18 protein-coding genes are annotated in these 15,230 nt (G+C 55.7%); 5 read left to right on the top strand and 13 right to left on the bottom strand.

Features of this window, described 5'->3' with window-relative positions:
* Positions 1-69 precede the first annotated feature (69 nt).
* Complete coding sequence (locus AC2FI8_RS02130) at positions 70-708, bottom strand: MarC family protein (RefSeq protein ID WP_058271582.1); 639 nt, start codon at positions 706-708, stop codon at positions 70-72.
* A 59-nt stretch (positions 709-767) separates the two neighbouring features.
* Positions 768-1,220, bottom strand: coding sequence for an iron-sulfur cluster assembly scaffold protein (locus AC2FI8_RS02135; protein ID WP_496776796.1), 453 nt, complete (start codon positions 1,218-1,220; stop codon positions 768-770).
* A gap of 48 nt (positions 1,221-1,268) precedes the next feature.
* On the opposite strand from AC2FI8_RS02135, the gene hisI reads away from it, so the two are divergent.
* Positions 1,269-1,658 carry a phosphoribosyl-AMP cyclohydrolase gene (gene hisI, locus AC2FI8_RS02140; RefSeq protein WP_496776801.1) on the top strand — a complete coding sequence of 130 codons (390 nt, stop codon included), beginning with the start codon at positions 1,269-1,271 and terminating at the stop codon, positions 1,656-1,658.
* Positions 1,659-1,664: 6 nt separating this feature from the next.
* On the opposite strand, the gene gluQRS is transcribed toward hisI, so the two are convergent.
* From gluQRS to AC2FI8_RS02160, 4 genes are all read right to left on the bottom strand, one after another.
* The gene (gluQRS, locus tag AC2FI8_RS02145; protein WP_496776803.1) at positions 1,665-2,561 is read right to left on the bottom strand and encodes a tRNA glutamyl-Q(34) synthetase GluQRS; all 897 of its coding nucleotides are present in this window, start codon (positions 2,559-2,561) and stop codon (positions 1,665-1,667) included.
* Entirely contained in the window at positions 2,558-3,172 is a 615-nt protein-coding gene (locus AC2FI8_RS02150) for a class I SAM-dependent DNA methyltransferase (RefSeq protein WP_496722790.1), read from the bottom strand. The genes gluQRS and AC2FI8_RS02150 overlap by 4 nt, the downstream gene beginning before the upstream one ends.
* Before the next feature lie 37 nt (positions 3,173-3,209).
* Positions 3,210-4,550 carry a methylenetetrahydrofolate--tRNA-(uracil(54)-C(5))-methyltransferase (FADH(2)-oxidizing) TrmFO gene (gene trmFO, locus AC2FI8_RS02155; RefSeq protein ID WP_496764972.1) on the bottom strand — a complete coding sequence of 447 codons (1,341 nt, stop codon included), beginning with the start codon at positions 4,548-4,550 and terminating at the stop codon, positions 3,210-3,212.
* A 264-nt stretch (positions 4,551-4,814) separates the two neighbouring features.
* Entirely contained in the window at positions 4,815-5,600 is a 786-nt protein-coding gene (locus AC2FI8_RS02160) for an enoyl-CoA hydratase (protein ID WP_282168336.1), read from the bottom strand.
* Positions 5,601-5,658: 58 nt separating this feature from the next.
* Here AC2FI8_RS02160 and AC2FI8_RS02165 point away from each other — a divergent pair, with 58 nt between their 5' ends.
* Positions 5,659-6,102 (top strand): PaaI family thioesterase, encoded by a 444-nt coding sequence (locus AC2FI8_RS02165; protein ID WP_282118460.1) that lies wholly within the window; start codon positions 5,659-5,661, stop codon positions 6,100-6,102.
* Between the two features lie 58 nt (positions 6,103-6,160).
* Here AC2FI8_RS02165 and AC2FI8_RS02170 read toward each other — a convergent pair whose 3' ends face one another.
* The gene (locus AC2FI8_RS02170) at positions 6,161-6,388 is read right to left on the bottom strand and encodes a DUF1127 domain-containing protein (protein ID WP_108858650.1); all 228 of its coding nucleotides are present in this window, start codon (positions 6,386-6,388) and stop codon (positions 6,161-6,163) included.
* 99 nt (positions 6,389-6,487) lie between these two features.
* Here AC2FI8_RS02170 and AC2FI8_RS02175 point away from each other — a divergent pair, with 99 nt between their 5' ends.
* The gene (locus AC2FI8_RS02175) at positions 6,488-7,891 is read left to right on the top strand and encodes an aminotransferase-like domain-containing protein (RefSeq protein ID WP_496776804.1); all 1,404 of its coding nucleotides are present in this window, start codon (positions 6,488-6,490) and stop codon (positions 7,889-7,891) included.
* A 4-nt stretch (positions 7,892-7,895) separates the two neighbouring features.
* Here AC2FI8_RS02175 and AC2FI8_RS02180 read toward each other — a convergent pair whose 3' ends face one another.
* On the bottom strand, positions 7,896-8,258 hold the full coding sequence (locus AC2FI8_RS02180; protein WP_496776808.1) for a nuclear transport factor 2 family protein: 363 nt from the start codon (positions 8,256-8,258) through the stop codon (positions 7,896-7,898).
* Positions 8,259-8,495: 237 nt separating this feature from the next.
* Here AC2FI8_RS02180 and rplM point away from each other — a divergent pair, with 237 nt between their 5' ends.
* Both rplM and rpsI read left to right on the top strand, forming a co-directional pair.
* Positions 8,496-8,954 (top strand): 50S ribosomal protein L13, encoded by a 459-nt coding sequence (gene rplM, locus AC2FI8_RS02185; RefSeq protein ID WP_496722805.1) that lies wholly within the window; start codon positions 8,496-8,498, stop codon positions 8,952-8,954.
* Between the two features lie 5 nt (positions 8,955-8,959).
* The gene (gene rpsI, locus AC2FI8_RS02190) at positions 8,960-9,445 is read left to right on the top strand and encodes a 30S ribosomal protein S9 (RefSeq protein WP_058271904.1); all 486 of its coding nucleotides are present in this window, start codon (positions 8,960-8,962) and stop codon (positions 9,443-9,445) included.
* Between the two features lie 71 nt (positions 9,446-9,516).
* Here the strand turns inward: rpsI and AC2FI8_RS02195 are convergent, their stop codons facing one another.
* From AC2FI8_RS02195 to AC2FI8_RS02215, 5 genes are read right to left on the bottom strand one after another with little or no spacing between them, the layout of a single operon-like run.
* Positions 9,517-10,677, bottom strand: a complete 1,161-nt coding sequence (locus AC2FI8_RS02195) for an ABC transporter substrate-binding protein (RefSeq protein WP_496722807.1) — start codon at positions 10,675-10,677, stop codon at positions 9,517-9,519.
* A 30-nt stretch (positions 10,678-10,707) separates the two neighbouring features.
* The gene (locus tag AC2FI8_RS02200) at positions 10,708-12,594 is read right to left on the bottom strand and encodes an AMP-dependent synthetase/ligase (RefSeq protein WP_496776810.1); all 1,887 of its coding nucleotides are present in this window, start codon (positions 12,592-12,594) and stop codon (positions 10,708-10,710) included.
* A gap of 5 nt (positions 12,595-12,599) precedes the next feature.
* On the bottom strand, positions 12,600-13,373 hold the full coding sequence (locus tag AC2FI8_RS02205; RefSeq protein ID WP_496776812.1) for an ABC transporter ATP-binding protein: 774 nt from the start codon (positions 13,371-13,373) through the stop codon (positions 12,600-12,602).
* Positions 13,370-14,134 (bottom strand): ABC transporter ATP-binding protein, encoded by a 765-nt coding sequence (locus AC2FI8_RS02210; protein WP_496776814.1) that lies wholly within the window; start codon positions 14,132-14,134, stop codon positions 13,370-13,372. The genes AC2FI8_RS02205 and AC2FI8_RS02210 overlap by 4 nt, the downstream gene beginning before the upstream one ends.
* Positions 14,131-15,228 (bottom strand): branched-chain amino acid ABC transporter permease, encoded by a 1,098-nt coding sequence (locus AC2FI8_RS02215; protein WP_496764964.1) that lies wholly within the window; start codon positions 15,226-15,228, stop codon positions 14,131-14,133. The genes AC2FI8_RS02210 and AC2FI8_RS02215 overlap by 4 nt, the downstream gene beginning before the upstream one ends.
* Positions 15,229-15,230 lie beyond the last annotated feature (2 nt).

Consider the following 15,230-nt stretch of genomic DNA (forward strand, 5'->3'; position numbering starts at 1 on the left):
AATACGGATCCCACATGAGACACGCATTGCCTACCGCCGCCCTTTCCGCCCGGAAGGTGCGGCGGTTTTTTATAGCTGTCCGGTTTTGAAGATTTCCAGCATCGCAGACAGTACCGAATTCACGGCAACCGACGCCAGGATCATTCCCATGATGCGGCTGATAATGGCGGCACCTGAATGGCCAATCAGTCGAATGATCGGCTCGGCCAGCAGCATCAAAACGAAGGCGATGGCCACAACGGATAACATAACCATTGCCGTGATACCTTGATCCGCCACGCTGAACCGGTTGTTGTCGGTCAGGATAACAACGGCCAGCATTGCACCCGGTGACGCCAATGAAGGTACCGCCAACGGAAAGATCGCAGGGTTGGGCTTGTGGAATTTGTCTTCCTGATCGTCTTCCGCTGCGCGTTGTTCAACCTCTTGCTTGCTTTCGCCAAAGATCATCGTCAGGGCAAACAGAAACAGGATGATCCCTCCGGCCACTTGGAACGAGTTCAACCCGATATCCAGCGCCTCGATCAGCAATTGCCCAAATACAAGGAAGAACAGCAAAACTCCGGCACTGATGAGCGCGGCCAACAGGGCAGTTTTGCGGCGCGCCGCAGCCCCAAGCCCGGCTGTAACGGCGATAAAAACGGGAATTGTTCCAATCGGATCAATGACGACCCACAGGGTAACAAAATGTTCCAGCAAACTGTTCAAACCAAATTCTCCCCAAAACTATGGCGGAGGTTAGATGGGTTTGAATTGAATTACCATCTTCAGGCGCAGTTGGCCTGTTCGGCTTGTTCCATAGCTTCAGCAGTGGCATCCAACGCCAGCAGGATCGAAGCGTGACGGTTCTTATAATCACCCGCAGGCATGAGAACTTCCAGCCCGTCAAACGGTGCGTCCGGTGCAGGGCCGTCTTTCTTCAGCATAGCCGACAGCTGATCCCGCGCGGTTTCGATTTGCGCGCGCGTGGTGCCAATCACAGCGGATCCAACGACCGAGGCCGAGGCCTGACCCAAGGCGCAGGCCTTAACGTCCTGACCGAATCCGGAAACGCGGCCGTCCTCAACCTTGACGTCTACGGTTACGGTAGACCCGCACAAAGGCGAACGTTTCTTTACGGTTGCATCTGGATTTTCCAGTCGTTCCAGATGCGGAATATCCGCAGCCAGGGCCAAAATGCGCCCAGAATAGAGCTTTATCAGGTCGTTCTCGCCAGACATGGCTTTCCCTCGTTGCGTGTTCCCCATACATAGTGGCCATCCACCGGGATGCAAAAGGTTTTTATAATGTCCGAGACCGTCACTTTCGATCCGTCGAACCTGAAGTTTAACGACGCCGGTCTGATCCCGGCGATCGCACAGGATGAAGCCTCTGGCGACGTGCTGATGATGGCGTGGATGAACGCAGAAGCGGTTGAAAAAACACTGGAAACGGGCCGCGTGACCTATTGGTCGCGGTCACGTCAGTCGTTCTGGATCAAGGGTGAAACCTCGGGGCATGTTCAGGAGCTGGTCGATTTTCGCGTCGATTGTGATCGCGACTGCCTGCTGGTTCTGGTGCGACAGACCGGTGCTGCCTGCCACACGAACCGGCGCACCTGTTTCTACACCGCAGTGCGGGATGGCGATGAGGTCGAATTGATACGGCCGATGGATTAGGGCAGATCACAGCCCGACCATGGCCCGAATCTGATCCGCGGTAACTCCATCACCACGATACTTTGCGATGGCGCGCGCGTCGTCGCGTTTGGCCAAGCGTTTGCCTGCATCATCTCGGATCAGTTTATGATGGTGATAAACAGGTGTTGGTAAATCTAGCAGGGCCTGCATCAGAACATGGATACGCGTCGCCTCGAAAAGGTCCTGACCGCGTACGACGTGGGACACGCCCTGTTCCGCATCATCCAGAACGACGGATAGATGATACGACGTTCCCATATCACGCCGAGACAAAACCACGTCTCCGATTGTGTCCCGCAACTCATCGGCAGTGAAAGCGACTGGGCCCGATTCCCCGTTTGGTCCCACGCCAGTTTCTTCGAAAAACGCTTTTCTGGCAGAAGGTTGAGTGGCGATCCTAAACAGATCTGGAACAACACGCGCTGCCATTTCGATGTCCAATCGAAGGGGCGTTTCGTGCGGGATCGGCCCCGTTCGATCTGACACATCCCTGCACGTGCCCGGATAAATGATCCCATCAGGCCCATGAAGCGGAACACCTTCCTGTGGTGCCCCGGCGGCTGCGGCAATGTCCCGACGATTGCACGTGCACGGGTACAGCAAGCCCCGCGACCACAATGCCCTCAGAGCGTCTTCGTAGGTCGACACACGAGACGATTGCTGCATCACGGGTTCTGGCCAGGTCAATCCTAGCCAAGTCAGATCGTCATAAATCTGCTCTACCCAATTTGCCCGGCAGCGGGAGCGGTCGATGTCTTCGATCCGCAATAAAAATTGACCGCCTGCAGCGGCGGCCATATCACTGGCAAGAAGTGCAGAATAGGCATGGCCAAGATGAAGCGGCCCAGTAGGAGATGGGGCAAATCTGGTAATGAATGTCACGTCTTCTCAACAACATATACGTCAGATTTAAGGTCCATTCCGGGAAGATGCGGCCCGTATTCCCGAAACAGCAGCCGCGCGGCGCCCATATCCAGCCAATCGTTCAAACGGGTGGTATAGGACGGATCGTCAAGCGTGTGATCATTGAAGGAAAAGGCCAGTAGGCCACTTTTGGGCAGCGCTTTCATCAACAGATCAAATGTTTCTGGCGGGGCGGCACCGGTTCCGATCACGCCAATCGCGGTGATTGCCTTATAGGCATCTTGCTCCAGCGGTTCCGGATCGGTGATCTCAAACGTCGTGAGGTTTCTGTAAACCTCCTTAGCGGCTGCCCCTTCAAGCATCTTGGGCGTGGGATCCACACCATCGATTACCTGAAATCCCGTATCATGCAGGGCCTTGCCGGACAGACCCGTGCCACAACCGTAATCCAGAACAGGCGTCTGCGGTTCGGGCATCTGGGACCAAAGCGCCTCGGCCACGCGGCCAGGCGTGGCGTAGCCATGTGACCCAACTTCGGCGTCGTATGACGAGGCCCATTTCTGATAATGCGTACGTGTCGCCTCGGGCGTATCAAGCCCGTAGGCGTCTTTGAGGTATTTGTCGCTCATACCCGTATGTTAGGCCGGTAGGGTGCAATGCGTCCAGTCAGCAATGCGCCAACCAGTCGGTCCATTCCGTCTTGGCCCGGTCGGTGTAGGCCTTGTACCGGTCCTTACGGCCCCGGCGACCGCCTTTGAGGCCATCAACCGGGCGAAACAGACCAAAGTTGACGTTCATGGGTTGAAAGGTCTTGGCTTCGGCCCCGCCGGTAATGTGGTGTATCAACGCGCCCATGGCACTGTCCTGCGGGATCTCGGGCAGGGAACGCCCCAGGATCTCGGCAGCAGCCAGCCGCCCAGCCAACAAGCCCATTGCAGCGCTTTCCACATAACCCTCGACGCCGGTGATCTGGCCGGCAAACCGAATATTCGGTTTTGATTTCAGCCGCATCTGCGCGTCCAGCAATGTCGGAGAGTTGATGAACGTGTTGCGATGAATCCCGCCCAGGCGCGCGAAACTGGCGTTCTCAAGCCCCGGGATCATGCGAAACACTTCGGTCTGAGCGCCGTATTTCATCTTGGTCTGAAAACCGACGATGTTGAACAAAGTGCCCAGCGCGTTGTCTCGGCGCAGTTGCACAACGGCATGAGGTTTGACGTCAGGCTGATGCGGGTTGGTCAGGCCGACTGGCTTCATGGGACCGTGGCGCAGCGTTTCGCGGCCCCGTTCCGCCATAACCTCGATGGGCAGGCAGCCGTCAAAATACCCGGCAGTTTCACCTTCGTGGAATTCTGTTTTGTCCGCCGCCAACAGGGCGTCGATGAACGCCTCATACTGATCGCGGTCCATGGGACAGTTCAGATAGGCCGTCCGCTCCTCTTCGGTTTCGCCCTTGTCATAACGGGACTGCATCCACGCCTGGCTCATGTCGATGCTGTCGGCATAGACAATGGGCGCGATCGCGTCGAAGAACGCCAGAGCCTCGGCACCTGTCTGGGCCCTGATCGACTCGCCCAGCGACGAGGACGTCAACGGACCCGTCGCAATGATCCAGTGGCCGTCGTCGGGCAGGGCGGTGACTTCTTCGCCTGTCACTTCCACCCGCGGATGGGCCTGCAGCTTGGCGGTCACTGCTTCAGCAAACGGATCACGATCCACGGCCAATGCGCCACCGGCGGGCAGGCGATGCGTATCGGCGGTGCCCATGATGATGCCGTTGGCTTCGCGCATTTCCCAATGCAGCAGACCGACGGCATTTTGTTCGTCGTCATCCGAGCGGAAGGAGTTCGAGCACACCATCTCGGCCAGATTACCGGTCTGGTGCGCAAAAGTGCCCACTTTGGGCCGCATTTCGTGGATTACAACATCCACGCCCATTTCCGCTGCTTGCCAGGCCGCCTCGGACCCCGCCATGCCGCCGCCAACTATATGCAATTTCTGTGTCATGAGGTGCCACATAGGGCACAGCATCGCGCAACGCAACACACGCCAAGTTTCGCGTTGATTAGCTAGTAATTTAAGGAGGGTACTTGGGGTCGCCGCAGCGGGAATGTCAGCGCCGGTGAGAGAAACCAGCTTGGAGGGACCTTCCGCCTACAGCGACCCAAAAGCGTATTTGGGCCTAAGCCATGTCTCAGCTTTGCCACAGTGTGGCCCTTTTGAAAAGGACTAAATTGCGAACAGTCGCGAAAATTTCCTTAAATAATCTCGTTATTGTTCCCAATTTGGCGGTCTTTTTTCGATAAATGCAGATATTCCTTCTTCGGTATCCCGATGCATCATATTCTGTGCCATCACCTCGCCGGTATAGGCGTAGGCCTGTTCGATCGGCATATCCAATTGCTTGTAATAGGCCTGTTTGCCCACTTTGACCGCTGATCCAAGCTTGTCCGCCAGTTGTTCGGCCAGCGCCATCGTTTCATGTTCCAACAACATTTCGGGTACTGCGCGATTGACCAGGCCCAGCTCTGTCGCGCGTTCTGCGGAGATGAACGCGCCTGTCGTCAACATCTCAAATGCCTGTTTCCGGGGGATATTCCGGCTGAGGGCCACCATAGGGGTCGAGCAAAACAACCCGATATTGACCCCGTTTACACCAAAGCGCGTGCCTTCGGCTGCAATCGCAAGATCACAAGTGGCCACCAGTTGGCAGCCGGCGGCCGTGGCGATGCCGTGGACTTGCGCGATCACGGGTTGGGGCAGGGATTGAATCGACAGCATCATTTTTGCGCACTGCGCGAACAAGTCCTGGAAGTAGGCTTTTCCCCCATCCTCGCTCTGACGTCCCGCAGTCATCTGTTTCAGATCGTGACCTGCGCAAAACGCCTTGCCTTCGCCGGACAGGATCACGGCGCGAATACTCGAGTCGTTGCTTAAGGCGTCGAATTCAGCCTGAAGTGCTGCCAGCATCTCTTCGCTCAGGGCATTCAGGCGCTCTGGCGCGTTCATTTTTAAACGGGCAACGCCATTCATGTCGTTACGTTCCAGAATTCCCATCTTGCTCTCCGATCTGATGTCGGGCCAACTCTAGGGCGGCAATTCGAGGAGGGGAAGTATGTCGTTGGTTTTGAACCGCGAACAACTGTCAGATTATCTGGTCGAGGTTTTTCCACAGGTCGAGAAGGACTTTGTCATCGACAGCCTGGATGAAAACTCAATCACTATGCGGCTGAAGGTCGGGGACAGGCATCTGCGGCCAGGGGGGACAGTTTCAGGCCCGTCGATGTTCGGTCTGGCCGATGTCAGCGTCTATGCAATGATCCTTGCATTGAAGGGACGTCAGTCGCTGGCGGTGACGACGGGGTGTTCGATGGATTTCATGCGCAAACCCGATGGGGCCAACGATATGATCGCGCGCTGCAGCTTGCTAAAACTGGGCAAAACGCTTGCGGTAGGCGATGTTCTGATGTTCTCGGAAGGCTCAGACAAACCCGTTGCGCGGGCTACGATGACCTACTCATTGCCACCTGCGGGGTCTGCAGCATCGGCGTTTGGATAAAAAAGGGCCGGGTATGAAACCCGGCCTAGGAAGAGGTCCCTATAGGGACTGGGGATAATTAATACTGCCAGAAATAGCGTTTGATCTCGCGGTCGGCCGCGGGGCGGGTCAGGCCGACATCTTTAAGCATGCGATCATCCAGCTTTGACAGGTTGACCCTGCTGCGGCGCTGTCGTTCCCACTGTGTGACAGTCGCCGCAAACCGCACGGCCAGCGCGGCGATCATCGGCAGCCGAGGGCTATCGTTCAGCAGCATGAGGGCGGGGTTGTGCATATGGCGTGTCATCTTGGGTATCCTTTCAAATTGTATTGACACAAAGTACTAATGTTCGGTACATGTGTGTGATACATTCAGGATTGTGTCAAAAGCAAAGGAAGAATTGTAATGGATACAATTTGGCCAGAGGCGTTACCAAAATCCAAAGGTCCCAAGTACACACTGGTCGCCGACACAATACGAAAAGCGATTGAGAACAAAGCGCTGGAGGTAGGATCTAAACTGCCTCCAGTCCGGGAGCTTGCGTATCGGTTACAAATAACGCCCGGCACGGTTGCCCGGGCATATACGATTCTGACGGAAGAAGGCTTGCTACAAGCAGAGGTTGGACGTGGTACATTTGTCGCCCCTCCAAAATCACCTTTGCTGGACGATGTGTGGGCAAGACAACTTCACCTGCGCGACGACAAGTACAACGCCGATGTCAGCCTGTTCAGCCCCAGATTACCGGACGTGGGGCAGGTGGCATTGATCAGGGAATGTCTTAAGAAAGTGTCCCAAGCCGATCCGCGTTTGCTGATGAATTACCCGACGCGCGATGCGTACCAACCCATGCGGCAGGCGGTCGTTGAATGGCTCTCAGATCTGCCGCTTGGCGCAGTGACCCATGATGATGTGGTTCTGACGCATGGTGGGCAAAATGGTCTTTGCCTTGTGTTTCAGACGATCCTGCGCGGCCCCAAGCCGGTCGTTCTGGTTGAAGATCTGTCATATGCCGGTTTCCGTCGGGCAGGTGAGTTGATGCGAGCCGAGGTTGTCGGCGTGAAGATGGACAAGTGGGGCGTTGACCCTCAGGCTATGGATCACATTTTGCGTCAGACCCAGGCGCAAGCAGTTTGCGTCTCGCCCGAGGTGCAAAACCCAACCGGTACACATACGCCGCTGGAACGTCGAAAAGAGGTTGTGGAAGTCGCCCGCCGCCATGATTTGCAGATCATTGAAGACGATTGTTATCGGATGGGGGATGCGCGCGAGCCTAGCTATCGTGCATTGGCGCCTGAACGAGGTTGGCATGTCTCGTCGATCTCAAAGATCCTGACGCCAGCCCTGCGCGTTGGGTTCGCCATCGCCCCGCGCGAACGCAGCGTCGACCTCCGGCGTTCAGCCGAATACGGCTATTTCGGTTTGGCGCAACCACTCGCAGAGCTGACCCGGCTGTTGTTATCCGACCCGCGAACACGGCAGATCGCCAAGGACGTCCGCGCCCGGATGGGCGACTATGTGCGGGTGACGGTCAACGCGCTTGGCGGTTTTGACCTGAACTGGGCGCCCGACGTGCCGTTTGTCTGGCTGAACCTACCGTCGGGTTGGCGTGCCGCCGCATTCAGCCGTGCTGCTGAACGCGAAGGCATTCAGTTACGGTCTGCCGACGAGTTCGCGCTGCGGGACGGCCGTGCACCCAATGCCGTACGCATTGCGATGAACGGGCACGTGTCATTGGAGCGGTTCGAGGCCGCGATGCAGCGCCTGCGGGCGCTTCTGGACAATCCGCCGGAACAGATCAGCGTTTAAAGACTCAGCTCGTTGGTTCGGGGTCGCCGAAAAATCCGGCCAGATGTGAGATCTTTCCCTCATCATCCAAATGCGCAAAGTCGTGGCCAGCGACAACTACACTGCCGTCCGGGCCAACCAGACGCCATGTGAAGTGAATGACATCGTTGTGGCCATTGGCCTTGCTGGTCAACTCAAGCATTCCGCCCGTGCTTTGCGCCACCTCTCCGATATGATCGCATAGGTTTGTGCGGCCTTTGACCTCGGCCATGGGATCGACATAGATGCCATCTTCAGCAAAGCACCCAGCCAATATCTCAAGCCGTTTCGTCCGGTTAGGTTCTTTCCATGCTGCCCCATAGTCGTTTACGGTCTGCTGCCAGTTCATTGCGCAATATCTCCCTTTCCGGATCTTGTCGGGTTAATTAACGTTCAATCATGTATTGCGGTTTATATGTTGAGTTGTGGGGTAAAATAATACCTATTTTATAACATACTGTAATTGCTTATTAAAATAAGCTTCAGCGTTCTTGACGCGCATTACGCCTGCATCTAAATACCCAACATCGAATTCGGGCCGCTCCGTTTGTGGGCGGTCTTTCACATCAAACAGGACTATCCTGCCATGAAAACCTTTTCTGCAACACCTGCAGACATCGACAAGAAATGGATCCTGATCGACGCCGAGGGCGTTGTTCTGGGCCGTCTTGCCTCGATCGTCGCCATGCGCCTGCGTGGCAAGCACAAAGCGTCGTTCACCCCGAACATGGACATGGGCGACAATGTCATCGTGATCAACGCTGACAAAATCCAGATGACCGGCAAGAAGCGCGAAGAAAACTTCTACTGGCACACTGGCCACCCAGGCGGCATCAAGTCGCGCACCAAGCAGCAGATCCTTGAAGGCAAGCACCCCGAGCGCGTCGTGACCCAAGCGGTCAAGCGCATGCTGCCGGGCAACCGTCTGGCACGTCAGCAGATGACCAATCTGCGCGTTTATGCCGGTGCCGAGCATCCCCATGAGGCGCAAGCGCCCGAAGTTCTGGATGTTGCATCCATGAACAAGAAAAACACCCGGAGCTAATGACCATGGCTGATCAGATCAATACTCTCGAAGAGCTGAGCGCCGTTGCAGGCGTTGAGGTTGTGGCCGAAGAAGTCATCGTGCGTGAACCCGTACGTGACGAGCTGGGTCGTTCTTATGCCACCGGCAAGCGTAAAGACGCTGTTGCCCGCGTTTGGATCAAGCCGGGTTCCGGCAAGGTCACCGTGAACGGCAAGGACCAGGACAAGTATTTTGCGCGTCCCGTTCTGCAGCTGATCCTGCGCCAGCCGTTTCAGGTTGCCGGTGTTGAAGGTGAATTCGACGTTGTCGCAACCGTCAAAGGCGGTGGCCTGACCGGTCAGGCCGGTGCGGTCAAGCACGGCATCTCGAAAGCGCTGCAACTGTACGATCCGTCGCTGCGTGGTGCTCTGAAAGCTGCTGGCTTCCTGACCCGCGACAGCCGCGTTGTGGAACGTAAGAAATACGGTAAGCGCAAAGCGCGTCGTTCGTTCCAGTTCTCGAAGCGTTAATTCGCTGCCGAGTGCACAAATTCAAAGGGCTCGCAGTTGCGAGCCCTTTTTCGTTTGGGATGCGTGTACGGTTATTCTTCGTACACCATCTTCCAGGCGCCATCCTCGACAACGCTCACGTACACTGAGTCGGCCCCCTGATGGTCATCAGGTCCAAAAGTCATGTGGTTTCCAACCAGTTCATCCTGATAGTCCAGCGTTTCCATGGCCGCGATAAAGCTTTCATGAGTCAGATCGGGGCCAGCAGCCTCAAGCGCTTTGACCATCGTTTCAGCAGCAGAATATCCCAGCATTGCGAACCCGACGGGATCTTCACCGGTTGCCGCTTTATATTCCTCGATAAAGGCGGCAGGAGCGGGATCTTCCGCGCGGGACCACAGATCCTGCCAGGATGCGGCGGCATAAAAACCGTCGGTCACACCGCCCGGCACTTGCGCGACGACGGTCAGGAAGCTGGCCGAGGTGCCAAGGAACTTCATATCTGCAAGGCCCATCTTTTTGGCCGTGCCGACAACTGTGATAGCCTGTCGTACGCCCAGAGCGATCGTTACGATATCGCAGCCTTCTTCCTTTAACTTGCTGAGTGAGCCCACGAAATCCGTTTCATCGGGTTTGTGCGTGGTCTCAGCGACGAAAGCGATCCCGGCTTCTTCGGCACCGGCCTTGGTGCCTTCGACGATCTCCTCACCAAAATCGGTTGGCAGATACATCGAACACACAGACTGACCACCAAACTGCTCAGCGAGATATTTCACACCGACACGGCTTTGGTCAAAATATGTGGAAAAGGCCGTGAACTTGTTGTCCATCGGCTCCTGCAACATCTGCCGTGCAGCAGACAAAGGGGCAACATTGGGAATACCTTTTGGATCCAACAGCTTGAACCCCGCGACATTCATCGGCGTTCCCAGCGACTGCAGCATTGCGAACACCTTGTCGCGGTTCAGCAGCTTGTTATAGCCCTGCATCGCACGCGGCATCTGATACCCATTGTCCTCAACAACATAGCGGATCGTCCGCCCGTGTATGCCACCATTAGCGTTCACGCGGTCAAACACCACATTTGCACCCTTGGTCGCCGGAACACCGACGGCTGCGAAGATACCGCTCAGGTCATTGACCGACCCGATGATAATCTCATCATCCGTGACACCCTGGGTCTGTGCATTGGCAAGGGTCGCCGAAGCCGTCAAGGCGGTGGCCGCCGCCAGCCGCATGATCACATTCTTCATCTTTCTCCTCCCTTTAGGTTATCTCTTTGATTAACTGTACATGTCTTCAATAAGATGGCCGTGTTTCTTTTCGACAAAACTGCGTTTCAGCTTCATTGTTGCGGTCAGTTCATCGTCATCTGCGGTCAGAAGTACATCAATCAGGCGAAAATCCTTGATCTGCTCGACCCGTGCAAAATCCTTATTCACCGCGTCGATTTCCCCCTGAATCTGATCTTTGATTTCAGGGGCCGCACAGAGGGATGCAAAATTTGAAAAGGGGATTTTCCGATCCTGCGCAAATTTTTCGACGTTTTCCTGATCAATCATGATCAGCGCGGTCAGGAACTTTCGCTTGTCACCGATTATCACCGCGTCCGAGATGTAGTGGCTGAATTTCAACCGGCTTTCGATCTCGGCCGGGGTGATATTCTTGCCGCCAGCAGTGATGATGATGTCTTTCATTCGGCCTGAGATGGTGACGTAGCCATCCTCATCAATATGCCCGAGGTCGCCAGTTCGCAGCCATCCGTCGGCAGTGAAAGTTTCGGCCGTTTTTGCGTTATTGCGCCAATAACCCTGAAAAATGTTGAGGCCCTTTAGCTGAATCTCACCGTCGTCGGATATCCGGATGTCATTTCCAGGAACGGCGCGTCCGATGGTTCCGACCTTGTTGTTTTCGATTGTGTTAAGCGTCGCCAAGCCCGAGGTTTCGGTCATCCCGAACCCTTCGACCAACGGCACACCAATGGCCCAGTACCACTTTAACAGGTCCGTCGAAATCGGGGCCGCGCCCGAACCGCCACGCCGCATCTTGTCCATCCCCAACATACGGCGCAAATTACGCAGAACCAGCCTGTCCCACACCCAGAACTGTGCAGCAACGCCAGCAGGGACGGGTTTTCCAGCCAATATGTATTCCGCGCGCTTGAACCCTGCTCTCAGCGCCATGCCAAAGGCTGCGCGACCGGTGGGCGTTGCGTCCTGCGTCATGATCTGAACATACGAATAGATCTTTTCCCAAACCCGTGGAACGGCCGTGAAGGTCGACGGTGAGATTTCTTGCAGGTTCGCAAACACCGTCTCGGGACTTTCGGCAAAGTTAACGACGCATTTTGCAGCCAGTGGGAAATAGATAGATACGTCCCGCTCAAGAATATGGCACAGCGGTAGAAAGCACAGCTGTTCGTCCGTCTCTAAGGCAGGCAACGCATGAGCCCCGCATTCAATCGCAGCCAGGATGTTCTCATGGCTCAGCATCGCACCTTTCGGCATTCCTGTGGTGCCCGAGGTGTAAATCAGAAGCGCTGTGTCCTGCGGTGATGCCAGCGCTATCTCGGCCTCAAACCGATCGGGTTCTTCAGCCTCGGCCTGCTGACCCAAAGTATATAACGCGTCGATCATCATGCAGCGCGCATGGTCCAGATCGTGCAGCCCCTCATCGTCCAGAATGATGACATTCAGAAGGCCGGGAACCTCATCTTCGACCTGCAGGAACTTGTCCAACTGTTCTTCGTTTTCGACGATCAGAAATCGGCTGTCACTGTCATTGATGAGATATTTCAACTGGCTGGAAGAATCGGTGGTGTAGACGCCCGATGCGATGCCTCCAACGGCCTGAATGCCCATGTCGAACCAGGCCCATTCTTTTCTATCCTCTGACAGGATCGAGACAACTTCGCCCCGTTGCAGTCCCAATTTGCGCAGTGCAAGCCCAATCCACTTGGCATGCTGCCAATAGTCGGCCCAGGAATACGACTTCCAGATGCCAAGGTCCTTTTCGCGGTGCGCCGTTCGATCACCAAGCTCAGTGCAGCGGTTCCGAAACAGCTCGCAAATCGTGGTGCTCCCGTCGACACAAACCGGGCGTTGGCCGGGGGTTGCATTCAGGCGAACGCCGTTGACCGTGATCTGAGGGGGCAGGGTGCTGATATTCATCTGTCTCACCTCCACGTCTTTCTCCGCTTCCAACGGCGGTTTTCCCGCGCGCCTTCTTCCTGAACGCCCAGATAGAAGTTCTGGATGTCCTCGGATTGTATCAAAACCTCTGCAGCGCCATCCATGACGATGCGCCCGACCTCCATCACATAGCCATGATGGGCCAACTCCAAGGCGGCGTTGGCATTCTGCTCGACCAGCATCATAGTCATGTTCTGTTCATCGTTCAGACGCCCGAGGATGCCAAAGATTTCCTGTACCAACAACGGTGACAGACCCAGTGACGGTTCATCCAAAAGCATAATCTTTGGGTTCGCCATCAGACCACGGCCAATCGCCAGCATTTGCTGCTGACCGCCGGACAGAGTGCCGGCCTCTTGATTGCGGCGTTCCTTGAGGATCGGAAAGTATGAGAACACCAGATCCCGATCGTGGTCGATCTGGCCCTTGTCCTTGAGGGTATAGGCTCCAAGACTTAGGTTTTCATCGACCGTCAGCAGTGGAAAAACCTCACGCCCTTCGGGCACATGAACAATGCCTTTTTGGACGACCTTGTGCGGCTCGGACCCCTGAATTTCTTCGCCGTCGAATGTGATTTTACCCTTTTCCGGGTCCATCACGCCCGAAACGGTTTTCATCAACGTGGTCTTTCCCGCGCCATTTGCACCAAGGATCGAAACGATTTGGCCGGGGTGCACATCCAGAGAAACCCCTCGGATCGCCATGATCGGGCCATAGAAGCTCTCGACGTTGCGGATTGTCAGTATCGGAGTGTTCATGAGGCTTTCCCCAGGTAAGCCTCGACCACGGCGGGATGCGATTGAACCTCGGCAGGTGTTCCCAGCGCCAGTTTCGCGCCGTCTGCCATTGCAAGAACGCGGTCTGAGACGCCAGATACCAGTCCCATGTCATGCTCGACCATCAAAACCGTGATCCCCATCTGCCGCCGGATATCATCGATCCACCAGCGCATGTCGGTTGTTTCTTCGACCGAGAGACCCGAGGCTGGTTCGTCCAGCAAAAGCAGCTTTGGATCGGTGGCCAGAGCACGTGCCACCTCGACAACCTTTCGCACGCCATAGGGCAGGCCAGAGATCATCTTGTCGCGGAATGCCTGCAGGTCGAGGAAGTCGATGATCTCCTCTACTTTTTTGCGGTTCTCCAATTCCTGCCGCCGCGCGGAGGGCAGAAACAACACCTCGGACAGCATGTTGGTTTTGCGGTGACGGTGTCGTCCGACAAGGAGGTTCTGCAGGACCGTCGCATGCTCGAAGAGTTCGATGTTTTGAAATGTCCGCGCCACACCATATGCGGCCACGCCGGACGGTTTGGCCTTGAGCAAGTCGTGACCGTTATACCGGATCGACCCGGCAAAAGGGTCGTAGAAACGCGAGATCAGATTGAAGACGGTAGATTTTCCTGCACCATTTGGTCCGACGATAGCAAAAACCTCGCCTTCTTCGACCTCGAAAGACAGATCGTTGACAGCCGTCAGTCCACCGAATTTCAGAGTGACGTTTTCGAACTCAAGCAAGCTCATCTCAGGCGCTCCGTCTTGAGATAGGATTTTTGACGTTTGAACATGTCTTTCCGATAAAACGGGAACAGTTCGAACCACGTCCGGATTTTCAGCCAGCGCCCGTACAGACCCATCGGTTCAAAAAGGATGAAGGCGATCAGGATCATTCCGAAGATGCCGAATTCCAGCCCCGGAATGGCGACGGTATTGCCACCGAAAAGGGCACCCACGTATTCCTTGGAGATAGATAAGAACTGAGGCAGGAACCCTATCACAATGGCGCCAAGAAACGCGCCGTGGATGGACCCCAGACCGCCGATCACGATCATCATCAGCAACTGGATTGAAATCAGGACGCTGAATGTCTCATTGTTGAATGCGCCCGAGAACATGCCCATCAACGCGCCTGCCCATCCGCTGACAGCGCAGGACAACGCGAATGAGATCATCTTGGTCCTGGCAATATCCACGCCCATTGCCTGCGCCGATACCTCTGAGTCGCGCACAGCGATAAAGCTGCGTCCTAAAGGTGCCCGCAACAGGTTGATGTAGCCAAGTGTGACCAACACCGCCACACTGAGGACCAGCCAGAAGAACTGAACCGGAGTGCCCCAGCGGTCGACCAGAAACCCGAATATTTCGACACCGCCCAGATATTTACCCGCGACCCCGCCTGTGATCGGCTCGGCCAGAACAATGACGTCATCCATCAGGATGGACAGGGCCATGGTGAAGATCGCAAGGTAAATGCCATGCAGCCGCAGGGCCGGGATTGCTACGGTCACGCCAACCAATCCGGTTAGGATGCCAGCCAACGGAAAGGCGATCAGAAATGGTACGCCCGCTTCCAAAAGGATGACATTGGCGTAGCACCCAAAGGCCAGAAAAGCTGCGTGACCCAGACTGACCTGACCGGTGTGACCTGTTAAGATCATCAGACCGAGTCCCGCTATGGCCCATATCAGCACGTTTGTCAGCTCGCCTAGATAGAAATCATCCAGCCACCACGGCGCGGCTGCGACGGCTGTCAGTAAGATCATATACAGGCACAGCTGATAGGTGTCCTTCCAAGGTCGGATATCCTGCATATAGTTGGTTTTGAACACAATCCGCATGA

The sequence above is a fragment of the Ruegeria sp. CDSB029 genome, assembly GCF_059611125.1.